This is a genomic window from Anaerococcus marasmi (assembly GCF_900290195.1).
Classification (GTDB): domain Bacteria; phylum Bacillota; class Clostridia; order Tissierellales; family Peptoniphilaceae; genus Anaerococcus; species Anaerococcus marasmi.
This window is the reverse complement of record NZ_OLMF01000004.1, coordinates 287,215-302,494: the sequence shown is the minus strand read 5'-3', so window position 1 is coordinate 302,494 and position 15,280 is coordinate 287,215. Positions and strand designations below refer to the sequence as shown.

General features: G+C 35.5%; 14 protein-coding genes. All 14 read right to left on the bottom strand.

Annotation, left to right across the window (positions count from 1 at the left end; translation table 11 throughout):
• Positions 1-25 precede the first annotated feature (25 nt).
• The gene (locus C7D97_RS01620; protein ID WP_105300397.1) at positions 26-3,457 is read right to left on the bottom strand and encodes an FtsX-like permease family protein; all 3,432 of its coding nucleotides are present in this window, start codon (positions 3,455-3,457) and stop codon (positions 26-28) included.
• Position 3,458: 1 nt separating this feature from the next.
• Positions 3,459-4,160, bottom strand: a complete 702-nt coding sequence (locus C7D97_RS01615; protein WP_105300396.1) for an ABC transporter ATP-binding protein — start codon at positions 4,158-4,160, stop codon at positions 3,459-3,461.
• A 42-nt stretch (positions 4,161-4,202) separates the two neighbouring features.
• Positions 4,203-4,979, bottom strand: a complete 777-nt coding sequence (gene thyX, locus C7D97_RS01610) for an FAD-dependent thymidylate synthase (protein WP_105300395.1) — start codon at positions 4,977-4,979, stop codon at positions 4,203-4,205.
• 10 nt (positions 4,980-4,989) lie between these two features.
• Positions 4,990-5,433: an SsrA-binding protein SmpB gene (gene smpB / locus C7D97_RS01605; protein ID WP_105300394.1), complete on the bottom strand. Its 444-nt coding sequence runs from the start codon at positions 5,431-5,433 to the stop codon at positions 4,990-4,992.
• Positions 5,411-7,537 (bottom strand): ribonuclease R, encoded by a 2,127-nt coding sequence (gene rnr / locus C7D97_RS01600; protein ID WP_105300393.1) that lies wholly within the window; start codon positions 7,535-7,537, stop codon positions 5,411-5,413. The genes smpB and rnr overlap by 23 nt, the downstream gene beginning before the upstream one ends.
• A 60-nt stretch (positions 7,538-7,597) precedes the next feature.
• On the bottom strand, positions 7,598-7,825 hold the full coding sequence (gene secG / locus C7D97_RS01595) for a preprotein translocase subunit SecG (protein WP_105300392.1): 228 nt from the start codon (positions 7,823-7,825) through the stop codon (positions 7,598-7,600).
• Positions 7,826-7,985: 160 nt separating this feature from the next.
• Positions 7,986-9,281 (bottom strand): phosphopyruvate hydratase, encoded by a 1,296-nt coding sequence (eno, locus tag C7D97_RS01590; RefSeq protein ID WP_105300391.1) that lies wholly within the window; start codon positions 9,279-9,281, stop codon positions 7,986-7,988.
• A 10-nt stretch (positions 9,282-9,291) separates the two neighbouring features.
• Complete coding sequence (gene tpiA, locus C7D97_RS01585) at positions 9,292-10,044, bottom strand: triose-phosphate isomerase (protein ID WP_105300390.1); 753 nt, start codon at positions 10,042-10,044, stop codon at positions 9,292-9,294.
• A gap of 9 nt (positions 10,045-10,053) precedes the next feature.
• Entirely contained in the window at positions 10,054-11,250 is a 1,197-nt protein-coding gene (locus C7D97_RS01580; RefSeq protein ID WP_105300389.1) for a phosphoglycerate kinase, read from the bottom strand.
• A 59-nt stretch (positions 11,251-11,309) separates the two neighbouring features.
• Positions 11,310-12,317 (bottom strand): type I glyceraldehyde-3-phosphate dehydrogenase, encoded by a 1,008-nt coding sequence (gap, locus tag C7D97_RS01575; protein WP_105300388.1) that lies wholly within the window; start codon positions 12,315-12,317, stop codon positions 11,310-11,312.
• Between the two features lie 70 nt (positions 12,318-12,387).
• Positions 12,388-13,314: a thioredoxin-disulfide reductase gene (gene trxB / locus C7D97_RS01570; RefSeq protein ID WP_105300387.1), complete on the bottom strand. Its 927-nt coding sequence runs from the start codon at positions 13,312-13,314 to the stop codon at positions 12,388-12,390.
• An 8-nt stretch (positions 13,315-13,322) separates the two neighbouring features.
• Complete coding sequence (locus C7D97_RS01565) at positions 13,323-13,781, bottom strand: tRNA (cytidine(34)-2'-O)-methyltransferase (protein ID WP_105300386.1); 459 nt, start codon at positions 13,779-13,781, stop codon at positions 13,323-13,325.
• Positions 13,774-14,607, bottom strand: a complete 834-nt coding sequence (locus C7D97_RS01560; RefSeq protein WP_105300385.1) for an HAD family hydrolase — start codon at positions 14,605-14,607, stop codon at positions 13,774-13,776. The genes C7D97_RS01565 and C7D97_RS01560 overlap by 8 nt, the downstream gene beginning before the upstream one ends.
• Complete coding sequence (gene nth / locus C7D97_RS01555; protein ID WP_105300384.1) at positions 14,600-15,241, bottom strand: endonuclease III; 642 nt, start codon at positions 15,239-15,241, stop codon at positions 14,600-14,602. Before nth ends, C7D97_RS01560 begins: the two co-directional genes overlap by 8 nt.
• Positions 15,242-15,280 lie beyond the last annotated feature (39 nt).

The following is a 15,280-nucleotide window of genomic DNA, read 5'->3' as shown; positions in this document are numbered from 1 at the left end:
TTAAAAAGTGACCCTAAGGCCACTTTTATTCTCCAGAGCTCATCGCTTCTGCCATGTCAATTCTTTTCAAGTCCTTGTGCACAAATATCAATATCACTAGTGAAATTACCAAAGTTATAGCTGCTGAGATAAGGTAAGTGATTATGTGGGTCCTGTATGCTATCATTATATCTTCCGGCGCAACTATGCCTATAATATATCTAAACATAGCATAGCCTAAGAAGAATCCCACTACAATTCCTAGTATTGTTAGGATGAAAATCTCCTTATATATATAAGAAGTAACTTCCTTGGAGTAAAAACCTAATACTTTTATTGTTGCAAGCTCTCTCTTTCTTTCCCCGACATTAATACTTGTTATATTATACAAGACTACAATAGCCAGGGCTGAAGATATCAGGGTGATAACACTTATAACTAAATTCAAATTAGCTAAAAGTGCATCCATGGATTCGTAGGCACCAGTTTTATTGATAAGGGCATTGACCGCTTTGTTATCGTTAAGCTTATCTTTGATTTCTCCTGGATCCGCCTTAATTAGATTGGAATTATAGACTAGGCTTTTTCCAATATTATCATCGTAATATTTTCTAGAAATATACATGTAGTCACTGATATAGTTTTCACTTATATCTCCTAGGATAACTTCAGTATTTTCTCCATCTATTTCAAATTTTAACCTATCTCCCTTTTTTATTCCTAATTTTTTTGCTATATTTTCTGTAATAACTACATTCTTGCTAGTTAAATCGATTGGATTTCTATGCTTATCTCTAAGGCTTACAAAATCTTTTAGCTTTTTATCATTTTCTGGGACTATTATAGACAAGTCAAGTTTTTCCCTATTTTTTTCAAGACTTGCCTTCTCATTATATACATCAATATTATCGTAACTTTCTATAAGTTGATTATAGCTATCAAGATCTTCCTTCTTGGCCTTAGTATTTATCATAGAAACTAGGCTATAATGCTGGATTTCTTCTTGCTGAATACTTGATGTGTCCTTAATAGCATCTATCATAGCAAAGCCAAAGAAAAGTAGGGCCGTACATCCTCCAACACCAAATATTGTCATAAACATCCTGGATTTATATCTAAAAAGATTCCTAGATGTAATTTTCGCCATAAAGGATAATCTCTTCCACAAGAACTCGATTCTTTCAAGAAATATTTTGCTACCAGCATCAGGAGCTTTAGCCTTTAATAGATTGGCTGGTACCTCTTTAACTGTTTCTTTAGAACTAATAAAAACTGTAAAGGCTATAAGGAAAGTCGATACTAGAACAGATATAAGTAAGGCTGGAAAACTATTTATTACTTCCATTGATAGGACCTTAAATCCTGTTGAATAAGCTGTAAATATTACATTAAGGATTACAAATCTTCCTATAACAGCTCCCAATAGAGCTCCTATAATTGTTGGACTTATACCATATATATAAAATCTCTTGGCTATGTCTGTGTTGGTATAACCCAAAGACTTAAGACATCCATTGATAGTCCTTTGCTCTTCGATATATCTTTTCATGGTAGTAAGAGTTACGAGCATTGCTACTAGATAGAAAAATGCAGGGAACACCTTAGATAATCTGTCCATATTCAAGGAGTTTTGATAGTAGGTGTCGATTCCTCTATTGTCAAATATGCTTTCTACCGAATATTCTGGATCTTGTAGGGTCAAGAGGCTCTCCTTTGAATCTCCGATATCTTTCTTAGCCTTATCTATATCCTTTGAAGCCTTTGCCTTTTCTTCGTCGAATTTTTCCTTAGCATCTTGATATTTTTTTTGCCCATCAATTAATTCATCATAGGCTTGAGCGAGTTTATTCTTTCCTTCTTCCTTATTTCTATCAAGCTCAGCTAGACCATTTTCATAATCTCTTTGACCTTGATTTATCTCTTCTTCGCTATTTTTAATGGTCTCATTTGCTTTATCTAGCTCAGTTTTACCTGAGGATTTTTTACTAGCTAATTGTCTTTTAGCCTCATCAAGCTGGGCTTGAGCTTTGTTTAATTCTTCTTCCTTAGCCCTTAAACTACCTAGCTTTTGATCAAGTTCAAACTTCGCCTGGCTATATTTTTCGTCTAATTCTTGTTTATTTTTATCATATTCTATCTTACCCGCTTCGTAGCTCGCTTCACTTGTTTGAATCTCTTCCTTTAGTTGCTTAATTTTTTCTATAAGATCAGGGTCTTTTTGATCTTTGAGGCTTTCCGCTTCTTCTAGCTCTTGTTTTTTAGAATTAATATAATTTTCTTCTAGAATAAGACTTGCTTCTGCCTCTTCTAATTTGTTAAATGATGACTCAAACTTTTCATTAAGCTCTTCATAAGCCTTATCCATTTCCTTCTTAGGTCCATCGATTTGGGCAAGACCTAAATTTAAGTCTTTTTGTTTTTTATCAAGTTCTTCTTCAGCTTTTGTTATTTCATTTTCATATGTTTCTAGATTTGTCTGATATTCTCTTCTACCTTCTTCAAGCTTTTCTCTTCCTTGATCTAGATCATTTTTAGCTTTAGCGAGGTCTTTTTCTCCCTTAGCAATTTCTTGATCAAAATCACTCTTATTTGCTTCATACTTTCTAAAACCTTCATCAAGGTAATTCTTGCTTTCGATTAGTTTTTTCTCATTATCACTAAGCTCTTTTTCTGCATTAGTGATGTCTTTTTCTGCATCAGTTATTTCATCGTCAGCATCTTTTCTAATTTTATTTAAGACTTGGTCTGGCCTATTTCTAATCCTGTCTGTCAAGTTATCTTTTTTACTATTTATTTTTTTGATATAGGATGAACTTGTCCTATCAAGATTAAGTAGGTCTTTGTAGACTATATTTGCCTCATGATACTTATCCGACAAGAAATTATTAGGCAAGACATAGGCAAATCCTGCAATTTCACTTTTACCAAGCGGTGAAATTTCCTTCATATCCTCCATAAAGTGATCAGATGATTTGTAAAAACCTACAAGCTTATATCTTAAATTCGCCATCTTTTGATCATCTTTTTGTTGATCATTGATATAAGAAAAACTAAGCTCATCACCGATCTTATATTTATCTTTAAGATTTTCATCGAGGATTATCTCGTCATCTTTTGAAGGTATTTTTCCCTCCGTAATTACCGATTTTGAGACTTCGGAATTGTATTCTTTTAGTCTAATAATATCTTCACCGATTCTTAGATCAGTGGCCTTGATGAAATTAATCTTATCAATTCCCTCTTCTTTTTTAATAAGAGCCTCATCCTCATAGTCTAGTCCATAGGTCGACCTAACTATTAGGTCAGGATGTTCATATTCAGCTAGAGATTTGTTTAGACTCTTTCTCATAGAAGCACCAGAAAGTAAAAGCCCCACTACTACAAGGCTAGCAAGAGCTACCATTATCATAATAGATAAGACCTTTCCCTTAGTTTTCTTCATATCAGCGAAGATGCTCTTTATATAAGTTTTATTCATATTACCACTCTATCTCATCAACTGAAACTGGAGTTTCATTGATATAGTCCTTATCGACCTTGCCGTCTCTGATCTCTATTACCTGATCTGCCATTGGCTTTATCAATGAATTATGAGTTATGATTACTACTGTGGCTCCCATATTCCTTGAAGCATCTTGCAAGAGCCTAAGGATATTTTTTCCTGTCTCATAGTCTAGGGCACCTGTTGGCTCATCACAAAGTAAAAGCTTAGGGTTTTTGGCGAGCGCCCTCGCTATGGCCACCCTTTGTTGTTCTCCCCCTGATAGTTGAGAAGGGAAGTTATTAAGCCTATGACTAAGACCTACTTCTTCGAGTATTTCCCTTGGACTAAGTGGATTATTAGAGATTTCTGATGCCATTTCTACATTCTCAAGAGCAGTCAGGTTTGGTATGAGATTGTAATGTTGGAAGATGAAACCAACATCATTTCTCCTATATTCAGTAAGCTCTCTATCACTAAGACCTACTAGGTTTTTTCCATCTATAAAAATCTCACCACTTGTTGCCTTATCCATCCCACCAATAAGATTAAGAAGGGTGGTCTTGCCTGCCCCACTTGCTCCGACAATTATTAGAAGTCTACCTTTGTCCAGAGAGAAGTTTATCTTATCATTTGCGACAATCCTTGTATCACCAGATTTAAATTCTTTTGTTAGATTATTTAATTGTATATAAGACATAAAGTCTCCATCCTTGTTTTTAGATTTTAAAATATTCAAGATTTATAAATTATTAAACTTTTCGCGTACTTCTTTTATTTTCCCGCAAGTCATTTTACCTTCTGGGCAAGGTCCTACAAGACAAGATGGACCTGCATTTAGGAAGAGATTTGGATAAATATCTTTTACGAGTCTTATCATCTGATCTGATAGGTCTCTTATCTCCCATTGGGCCCTTAGGCAAGATCTGATATTGAAAAAGTGAAGAAGATTTCTTGCATTCATTGTAAAAACGATCTTTGTTTCACAAGCATTTGGAAAGACGTATCTTGCATCTTCTATTGCCTTTTTACTAGCAGATCTTTTGGCTGATTTTTCATCTTGACCTTCATCCATAAAGCTTTGGTAATGTTTTTCAAACAATATATCAGTCAAGTCACCATAAGCCTTCTGGCTTTCTTCCATTTGCCTAATAAATATTTCTCTTGCTTCTTCATTTTCATCGATTTCTTTAGGCATTATGTACTCAAATTGGTCGAGCTTAACATATCTTTGTGACTGTTGAGAATAGGAAGCGAGTCTGTGACGGACCAGCTGGTGGGTCAAGACTCTAGATACTCCCTCCGCAGCAAAGGTAAAGGAGACATGCTCAATTGGTGAAAGATGGCCGAGGTTTTGAAGCATTTTTACATATCTAGCAATAGACTCTTCGTCCTGTTTTTCGGCTATTTCATCTACTCCGACTTGTGAATAGCAGAGTTTTCCCGCTTGGGCTATGGTCTCTTCTGCCCTAGGAGTGTAGTTAAGTAACTTAACTTTTAGTGTGCTTTTATTTGTCATTTACTCTCCTTTAATAATTCTTAAGGGCCCTATCCATCTTCCTCTTATCATCCTTAGCCTTAATAGATTCTCTCTTATCGTACTGCTTCTTACCTTTGGCAAGGGCAAGCTCTAACTTTACCAGTCCGTCTCTCTCATAGATTTTAAGGGGAACTACTGTATATCCTGCTTGAGTTTTTTTGCCTATTAACTTATTTATTTCCTTTTTGTGAAGGAGGAGTCTCCTAATTCTAGTTGGATCGATATCCTTATCATAGGCCTGAGAGTAAGGAGTAACATGCATACCGTAGATAAACATCTCCCCTTTTCTATCTGATATGAATGACTCCTTGATAGAAACTTTTCCTTTTTTGATTGATTTTACTTCACTTCCCAAAAGTGAAAGTCCTGCTTCATATTTTTCTTCTATAAAATAATCATGATAAGCCTTCTTATTGTTGGCTAATAATTTCATCGTTTACCTCCAAATCAAAGTCGATATTTCTCTGATATGTGTCTACATCCATTACTCTAATCTTGACCCTATCTCCAATAGAATAGAAGATCTTTTTATCTGTATTAAATGCCTTCATCTTATCTTCTAGATACTCGTATCTATCATTTGAAAACTTGTACATGAAAAGCCCTTCTACGGTATTATCTAACTCAATAAATATTCCAAAGTCAGTTATGGCAGATATATTCCCGTAAAATTCATCGCCTATAAAACGAATCATATACTTACATTTAAGTAAATCTTCCACATCTCTCTCACAATCTTCGCTTCTTCTTTCTGTCATTGAAAGATGGTCTGCATTATTTGTGATTGTTTTTTCAAGACTTGTCTGGTTGAGACTAGTTAGCTTGTTATGAATAAATTTTTTTACTAATCTATGAACTATTAGGTCAGGATACCTCCTAATTGGCGATGTGAAGTGAGTATAAAAGGATGTAGATAGACCAAAGTGCATATCCCTATGCTCGGAATACTTGGCCTTCTGCATGGTCCTTAGCATCAGAATATTAATTACAGATTCAACGTCCTTACCTTCCACTTCTTCTAAAATTTGTTGGAAGTCCTTAGGATGTAGGTCATTGCCTCTTATATTATATCCCATAGTGTTAAGGGCTCTCTTGAAGCCTTCAATCTTTTCTTCCTTAGGTTTTTCGTGAATTCTGTAGATAAAAGGAAAATCCATATAGGCAAAAAGAGATGCGACCGTTTCATTAGCGGCAAGCATGAATTCTTCAATCATCTTGTTGCCTGATCCTCTTTCAAAGTTTGATATATTTAAAACTCTTCCGTCTTCTGCTACATCTATCTGACTTTCTGAGAAGTTAAAGTCAATTGCCCCTCTTTTTTCTCTCATAGTATTTAGGATTTGTCTAAGCTCATCAAAAATCCTTAACTTTTCTTTTATAAGCTCATCATCATATACATTCTCATCATCCTTATCCAAAAATGCATTTACATCGTCATAGACTAATCTATGGTCAGAATTAATCACTGATTCATAAAACTCATTATCTATAACATTGCCCTTATAATTGATTGTCATCCTTAAACTTATGGCAAGCCTATCCTCATTCGGATTTAGAGAGCAGATACCATTTGATAGGACCTCTGGTAGCATGGGAATTACTATATTAAATAGATAAGTAGAGTTTCCCCTCTCATAGGCGTCTTTATCGATGGCGGTCCCCTTTTTCACATAATGAGCAACGTCTGCTATGTGAACATACAAGTCATAGTTTTCACCATTTTTCTCTATAGAAATAGCATCGTCGAAGTCCTTGGAATCTCTCCCATCAATCGTAACCGTGAAGAGATCTCTTAAGTCCTTCCTTCCTTCAAGTTCTATTTCATTGACCTTATCCTTCACATAAAGACTTTCTTTCTTACTTTCCTTTGAGAATTGGTAAGGAAGACCGTGAGATCTGATTAGGGATAAGATTTCAATATTTTTATCGTTCTTTCCGCCGATAATTTCCTTAATTCTTCCTTCAGGCTTACCATCTTTTGGATAATTTATGATCTCAACTACTACCTTATCTTTATTTTTTGCCTTATTGAAGAATTTTTCAGCTATGAATATATCATCACCAAAACTTCTATCATCTGGAATTACAAAGCCGAAGCCCTTGTTTTTTTGAAAGCTTCCAACTATTTCATCTTTAGCTCTTTCAATAACATCAAGGACTCTCCCTTCGGCCTTTCTTCCTTTCTCTTTACCTTTAACAAGCTCAATTTTTACCCTATCATTGTTGTGGGCTCTGTTCATGTTGTCCCTTTTTATAAAGACATCTTCAAAGTCTGTGTTATCTGAAATAAAAAAACCATACCCGCCTTGAGCCATAGAAATTTTACCAGTTAGATTAATCTCTTCATCTGTTAGAGGCATAATTCTTTTTTTATTGGAAACTCTGATTTTATTATCTTTCTCCAAGTCCTTTATTATATCTCTAACAGCCTTTCTAGTATATTTATCAACCTTCAGATACTTGTCTAATTCCTTAAATGTCATAGGCAGGTAGTTTTCATCATATACTATATTTAATATTATATCTTTTAGATTCATAATTTCTCCTGTTGTCTATATTAAAAAAGAGGCTAAGCTATATATATAGCTTACCCCTTATTAGTTAATTGCTATCATGATTAGACTAGCTACAAATAAAATTACTCCGCCTGTGATAGCTACTTTGTCTAACATTTCGTTTTTTGACTTATGAGCGCTTCTACCAAAAACATTTGTTTGAGTTCCTGAAAGAGCTCCTAATCCTTCTGTTTTAGGATCTTGTAATGTTACTGCAGCTATAATGATTATTGATGCAATAACTAGTACAATCGCTAAGAAATTTACCATATAGACACCTCCGATTCATACTCTGTTATAATACCATAAATTATCTATAATTTCAACAAAAGAGATAAATTGGATAGCTAATTTCCTCTAAATATTAAATTATAAATTTCCTTAGATTTTGGCAAAAAAAGACAGCCCCTAGGGGCCATCTTAATTTATATTATTTGTTGATGTTATAAAATGCCTTGATTCCTTTAAATTTAGCATCATCAGCAAGTTCATCTTCAATTCTTAGAAGTTGGTTGTATTTAGCAACTCTATCTGTTCTTGATGGTGCACCTGTTTTGATTTGGCCAGCATTTACTGCAACTACTAAATCAGAGATTGTAACATCTTCTGTTTCACCTGATCTGTGAGAAACTACTGCAGTGTAACCTGCTTCTTTAGCCATTTCAATAGCATTAAGTGTTTCTGTTAGTGAACCGATTTGGTTAACTTTGATTAGGATTGAGTTAGCAACGCCTTCTTTGATACCTTTTTCAAGTTTCTTTGTATTTGTTACGAATAGGTCATCACCTACAAGTTGAACTTTGTTTCCAAGTCTTTCTGTAAGTTTTGCCCAACCTTCCCAGTCGTTTTCATCTAGACCATCTTCGATTGAGATGATTGGATATTTTCCTACTAATTCTTCAAGCCAGTCGATCATTTCGTCTTCTGTCTTAACAGTACCTTCACCATCAAGGTGGTATTTACCATCTTCCTTGTTGTAGAATTCGCTTGAAGCACAGTCCATTGCTATATAAACGTCCTTGCCTGGTTCATAACCACAAGCCTTGATAGCTTCGCAGATAATTTCTAGAGCTTCTTCGTTTGATTTAAGGTTTGGAGCGAATCCACCTTCATCACCTACAGCTGTGTTGTAGCCTTTAGATGAAAGAACTGATTTTAGGCTGTGGAATACTTCTGCACCAATTTGTAGAGCGTGAGCGAAACTTTCTGCTCCAAGTGGGAAGATCATGAATTCTTGGATATCTACAGAGTTGTCTGCGTGTTCTCCACCATTTAGGATGTTCATCATTGGTGTTGGTAGAAGTTTAGCGTTTGTTCCACCAATGTAGTTGTATAGAGGAACACCAAGTTCATTAGCTGCTGCCTTTGCAACTGCAAGAGAAACACCGAGGATTGCGTTAGCACCAAGTTTACCCTTGTTTTCTGTTCCATCAAGTTCGATCATTGCATTGTCAATTCCGATTTGATCTGTGACATCATAGGTAAATTCTAGTTCTTCTGCTATGATTTCATTTACATTTTCAACTGCTTTAAGAACTGATTTTCCAAGATAGTAGTTTTTGTCACCATCTCTAAGCTCAACAGCTTCCCATTCACCAGTTGAAGCACCTGATGGCACGCTTGCTCTACCAAATCCACCATCTTCTGTATAAACTTCTACTTCTACTGTTGGGTTTCCTCTTGAATCAAGGATTTGTCTTGCATATACATCTGTTATTAAACTCATTTATATCTCCTTATTTATTAAAATTAACTAAAGCTTTGAAATCTTCTGCTTTAAGGCTTGCTCCACCAACTAGGGCTCCGTCAATGTTTTCCTTGCCCATAAGTTCTACTACATTGTTTGGTTTTACAGAACCACCATATTGGATTCTAATTTTTTCAGCAGCATCTTTGCCGTATTTTTCTTCTATTAAGCTTCTGATATAACCGCACATAGCATCAGCATCTTCACTTGATGCAGTTTTACCTGTTCCTATTGCCCAGATTGGTTCGTAGGCAATAATTACTTTTTCTATATCTTCTGCTGAAACATCCTTAAGATCTTTTTCTATTTGTCCCTTAACTTTTGCTTCGTGTTCGTTAGCTTCTCTTTCTTCAAGAGTTTCACCACAGCAAAGAATTGGAACTAAGTCATGGTCTAGGGCTGCTTTTACCTTTTTGTTAATTAGACAATCATCTTCACTGAAGTATTCACGTCTTTCAGAGTGACCTAAAATTACATATTTTGCTCCGATATCTGTTAGCATTGTTGGAGAAATTTCTCCTGTGAATGCTCCGCTTTCTTCGAAGTACATATTTTGTCCACCAAAGCCTACGTTTGTTCCTGCTAGTTTTTCTTTAGCAACTAGAAGATCAATAGCTGGTGTACAAACTCCTGCTTCTACTTCAGTATCTAGGTCTAAGTCTTTAATTTCGTCAAGTAGTTTTTCTGCTTCAGAAACTGTCATATTCATTTTCCAGTTTCCAACAATTACTGGTTTACGCATTATATCTCCTTACTTATCTTCTATTGATGATATTCCTGGTAAATCTTTTCCTTCTAAGAATTCCAAGCTTGCTCCACCACCAGTTGATACGTGAGTGATCTTATCTTTTAGACCTGCAAGTTCAATTGCAAGTGCAGAATCTCCTCCACCTACTATTGTAATTGCATCTGATTCTGCAAGGGCTGCTGCAACCTTGTTTGTACCATCTGCGAATTCTTTTATTTCAAATACTCCCATTGGTCCATTCCAAACAACAGTCTTAGCTTCTTTGATTTTTGATGAGAAAAGTTCTGCAGTTTTTGGTCCTATATCTAGGGCTTCCTTATCTTCTGGGATAGAGTCAATATCAACTATCTCAGTTTCAGCACCTGCCTTGATTTCATCTGCTATAACAACATCTACTGGTAGTAGGATTTCTACGTTGTTAGCTTCAGCTTTCTTGATTAGTTCAAGGGATAGGTCCATCTTATCTTCTTCAAGAAGAGATTTACCTATTTCTTTTCCTTGAGCCTTGAGGAAGGTATAAGCCATTCCACCACCTATTAGGATTGTATCTACTTTAGTGATAAGATTTTCGATTACACCAATCTTATCAGATACCTTAGCTCCACCAAGGATTGATACAAATGGATGTTCTGGGGCTTCTAGTGCCTTACCCATTACGTCAATTTCTTTTTCTATTAGGAAACCTACAGCTGAAGGAAGAATGCTTGCTACTCCAACGTTAGATGCGTGTGCTCTGTGGCTTGTTCCAAAGGCATCATTTACGTATAAGTCTGCAAGAGATGCTAGCTTTTTGGCAAATTCAGAATCATTTTTGGTTTCACCAGCAACATATCTAGTGTTTTCTATTAAAGCAATTTCTCCTTCGTTAAGAGAAGAAACTTTTTCTTCTACCTTTTCATCAACAACTTCATCTGATGGGAAGAAGTGGAATTTGTCTTTGTAATGATTTTCTAGCCAAGCTGCTACAGGCTTTAGAGAATATTCTGGCTTAGCTTCTCCCTTTGGTCTACCTAAGTGGCTCATTAGGATTACCTTAGCATCATTTTCTAGTAGGTAATCAATTGTTGGAAGAGCTGCTCTAATTCTTGTATCATCAGCAATTTCTTCGTTGTTTTCTTTTGATAAAGGTACGTTAAAATCAACTCTTACTAGTACTTTTTTACCCTTTACGTCTAAGTCTTTTACAGTTTTTTTGTTCATATTACTCCTCATATTTCCGTTAAAAAAAGGCGGAAGCTATCCCCCGCCTTTATTAACTCTTAAAGATTTGCTAGATAGTCAAGTGTTCTAACTAGGTTAGAAACGTATCCCATTTCGTTGTCATACCAAGCAACAGTTTTAACAACTTGTGTTCCGTCTGCGCCTTCAACGATTTTTGTTAGTTGAGAATCGAAAACTGAACCAGCTGGATAACCAACTATATCACTTGATACAATGTCATCTTCTGTGTAAGCAAATGCATCACTTGAGTATTTTTTCATAGCTGCGTTTACTTCTTCTACAGTAACTTTCTTTTCAAGTACTGAGTAAAGTTCTGTGATTGATCCTGTAATTGTTGGAACTCTTAGAGCTGATCCATCAATTTTTCCTTCTACTTCTGGAAGTACTTTACCTACAGCCTTAGCAGCTCCTGTTGATGCAGGGATTGTGTTTTGTGCTGCAGCTCTACCACCTCTTAAGTCTTTCTTAGTTGCTGGTGTATCTTGGATAGCTTGAGTAGCTGTGTATGCGTGGATTGTAGACATTTGTCCAGAAACAAATCCGAATTCATTCTTTAATACGTTAACCATTGGTGCTAAGCAGTTTGTTGTACAGCTTGCTCCAGAAACAACTGTTTCAGATCCATCAAGGATTTCGTGGTTTACTCCGTATACGATAGTTTTTAGATCACCCTTACCTGGTGCAGAGATTAGTACTTTTTTAGCTCCTGCTTTGATGTGAGCTTCTGCTTTTTCTTTTTCTGTAAAGAATCCTGTACATTCTAGTACTATATCAACTCCAAGCTCTTCCCATGGAAGATCTTCTGGGTTTCTTTCAGCAAATACTTTGATGTCTTTGCCGTTGATTTTGAATCCGTCTTCTGTTAGTTCAGCGTCTCCGTTAAATCTACCTTGTGCTGTATCGTATTTGAAAGCATATAGTAGACCTTTTTTGTCAATAAGGTCGTTGATTGCTACAACTTCGATATTTTCTTCAACTTCGGCGATTCTTCTTAGTGTAAGACGTCCGATTCTACCAAATCCATTAATTGCTACTTTTGTTGCCATTATTTCCTCCTAATTAATTCTTTCTACAAATATTACTTTACTTATTTGTTAGAAATTTGTCAACATTACTTTACCAATTGCTTCCTTCGAGATATCTATTAGCAAGGACTGCTGCAATACATCCATCTCCAGCCGCTGTAACCATTTGTCTAACCTTCTTTTCTCTGGTATCGCCTACAGCAAATACACCTTCGATATTAGTCTTCATATCTTCATCAGTTAGGATATAACCATGGTTCATTTCAATCTTGCCTTCGAATATCTCAGTTTGTGGAATGTATCCTATAAATATAAATACCCCAATTGGAGAATTATCATCAGATTTTAATTCTTTTATTTCGCCAGTCTTAGTATTTTCAATTATAAGCGTTTCTGCTTCCTTATCTCCCTTGATTTCTTTAACAACTGCATCAAGTTCTAATTTGATTTTTGGATTTTCCTTAATCTTATCAACGACTACCCCACTTGCCCTAAATTCGTCTCTTCTGTGAATAATAGTTACAGATTTACCAAATTTTGTAAGATAGGTCGCCTCTTCTAGGGCAGAATCTCCTCCACCAACTACATATATGTCAAGACCTGTATAAAATGGTCCATCACATGTGGCACAGTAGGATACTCCCTTATTGGCAAATTCTTTCTCGCCTGGAACATCCAATTTTCTGTGGGTAGCACCTGATGAAATGATAACTACTTTGGCCTCATATTCTCCGCCATCAGTCTTTATTTTTTTAACCTTGCCATCAAGCTCTACTTCCTTAACATCTTCATACTTTATATCACAAAATTCTTCAGCTTGCTCGAGCATCCTTTCAGAAAGCCCCATTCCTGTTGCCTCATCTATTGATCCTGGGTAGTTTTCAACAAAGGCTGTTCCAGAAATCTGGCCACCAGCTACTGCTTTTTCAATAATAAGTGTATTAAGCTTACTTCTTCCTGCATAAAGTCCTGCGGTAAGTCCTGCTGGACCTCCTCCAATTATAATTATATCGTACATTTATCCTCCTAAAATTTAAATCCATCTTGCCTTAAAGCCTCGTATAAAACTATACTAACAGAGTTAGCTAGGTTTAAGGACCTTTCTATCTTTTTTGTCATAGGGATAGTTAGAATTTTTTCCTTGTTCTCATTAAGTAAATCATCTGGTATTCCTTCTTTTTCCCTACCAAATATCAAAAAGTCGCCATCTTTAAATTCTACATCTGTATATTTCTTCTTTGTTCCAGTTTCTATTAGGAAATATCTTTTATCCTTTACATAGTCCATAAATTCCTCTAGACTATCGTGGATTACAAGATCAACATGTTCCCAATAATCTATACCCGCTCTTTTCAAAAATCTATCAGAAAAATCAAACTTGAAGGGTCTAATCAAGTGAAGACGGGATTCTGTTAGGACGCAGGTCCTTCCAATATTTCCTACATTTCCAGGATGCTCTGGCGAAATTAATACTATATTAAACACGGTTATATTCCTTTATTATTTCACAAGCTTCTCTTATTGCTCCGGAATTATTATCAGAAACTACATGGCTTGCAATTTCCTTAAGCTCTTCTCTTCCATTTCCCATGGCAAAAGAAAGCTTACTTCCTTGGGTCATTTCTAAATCATTAAGACCATCGCCGATTGTAGCTATATTTTCTCTAGAAAATCCTAATTTATCTGCAAGGACTAGTAGGGTATCAAACTTCGATACTCCCTTACTCATCAATTCAAGTACACCTCCAAAAGATGAAGTCATATAAATCCTATCAGAAAATTCATCCCTGACTAACTTGCTAATTCCCTCACTTCCTAGAGGATGGTCATTCGTCTTGTTAATTTGAAATTTATAAGCCTTGTGATTTTTCTCTCTAAGCTCTCTTAAAGGATCATCTGAAATCAATATATTTGTAGTATATTCACTATCATTTTCCTTACGGAGATGATCGAGTTTTTCTATTTTCAATTTATTTGAATAATAAGTGTCTAAATCGTAAAAATGAAAATCCAAGTCATTTTCTAAGGCTAAATCATAAAGCCTATCTAAATATTGATCATCTAGGGGATTTTCAAAGAATAAATTATCGTAGTCAGATCCAAGAAGAGCTCCATTGTTTGCAATTATACATGGATTTTTGCTAATCTTACTTGCAAAATACAAGACAGACTTAAAGACCCTACCGCTAGCAAGAACTACTCTGACTCCCGTGCTTTCTAAATCCCTTAGGGCTTTAATATTGTCCTCTGAGAGTTTAGAATTAGAATCTAAAAGTGTTCCATCTATGTCTAGGGCAAATATTCTAATCATGATCTCTCCTATAAAACTCACAGAATACATTTAAGTCACATTCCTCACAAATTGGGCCTCTTGCCTTACAAAGAGCCCTGCCATGAGTTATCAATTGATGGTGGGTCTTTCTCCATCTTTCTTTGGGAATATTTTCCATCAATTGCTTTTCAGTTTTTTCTACGTTTTTAGCCTGGGCAAGTCCCAGTCTATTAGACACCCTAAAAACATGGGTATCAACAGCAATTGCTGGTATATTGAAGGCATTTGATGCCACTACATTTGCAGTTTTTCTCCCAACTCCAGGAAGCTTCATAAGCTCTTTTATATCTGCTGGCACCTTACCATTATAATCACTACACAAGATCTTGCTTGTAGCAGAGATATTTTTGGCCTTGTTCTTATATATTCCAACTGTTCTTATATAATTTTCGATTGTTTTAATATCGGCTTTAGCAAATTCTTCTGCTGTATTCATTTCCTTAAACATCACACTTGTAACCTTATTGACCCTTACATCAGTCGATTGGGCAGAGAGTATTGTCGCTACCAATAGCTCAAAAGGAGTCGTGAAATTTAGCATAGAATAATCCACATCAGGATACATCCTATCGAGAATTTCCAAAAGCTCTTTAATTTCTTTAGAATCTAAAATACTATCACCTCAAATTTATTATACTCTTCGACTAATAAA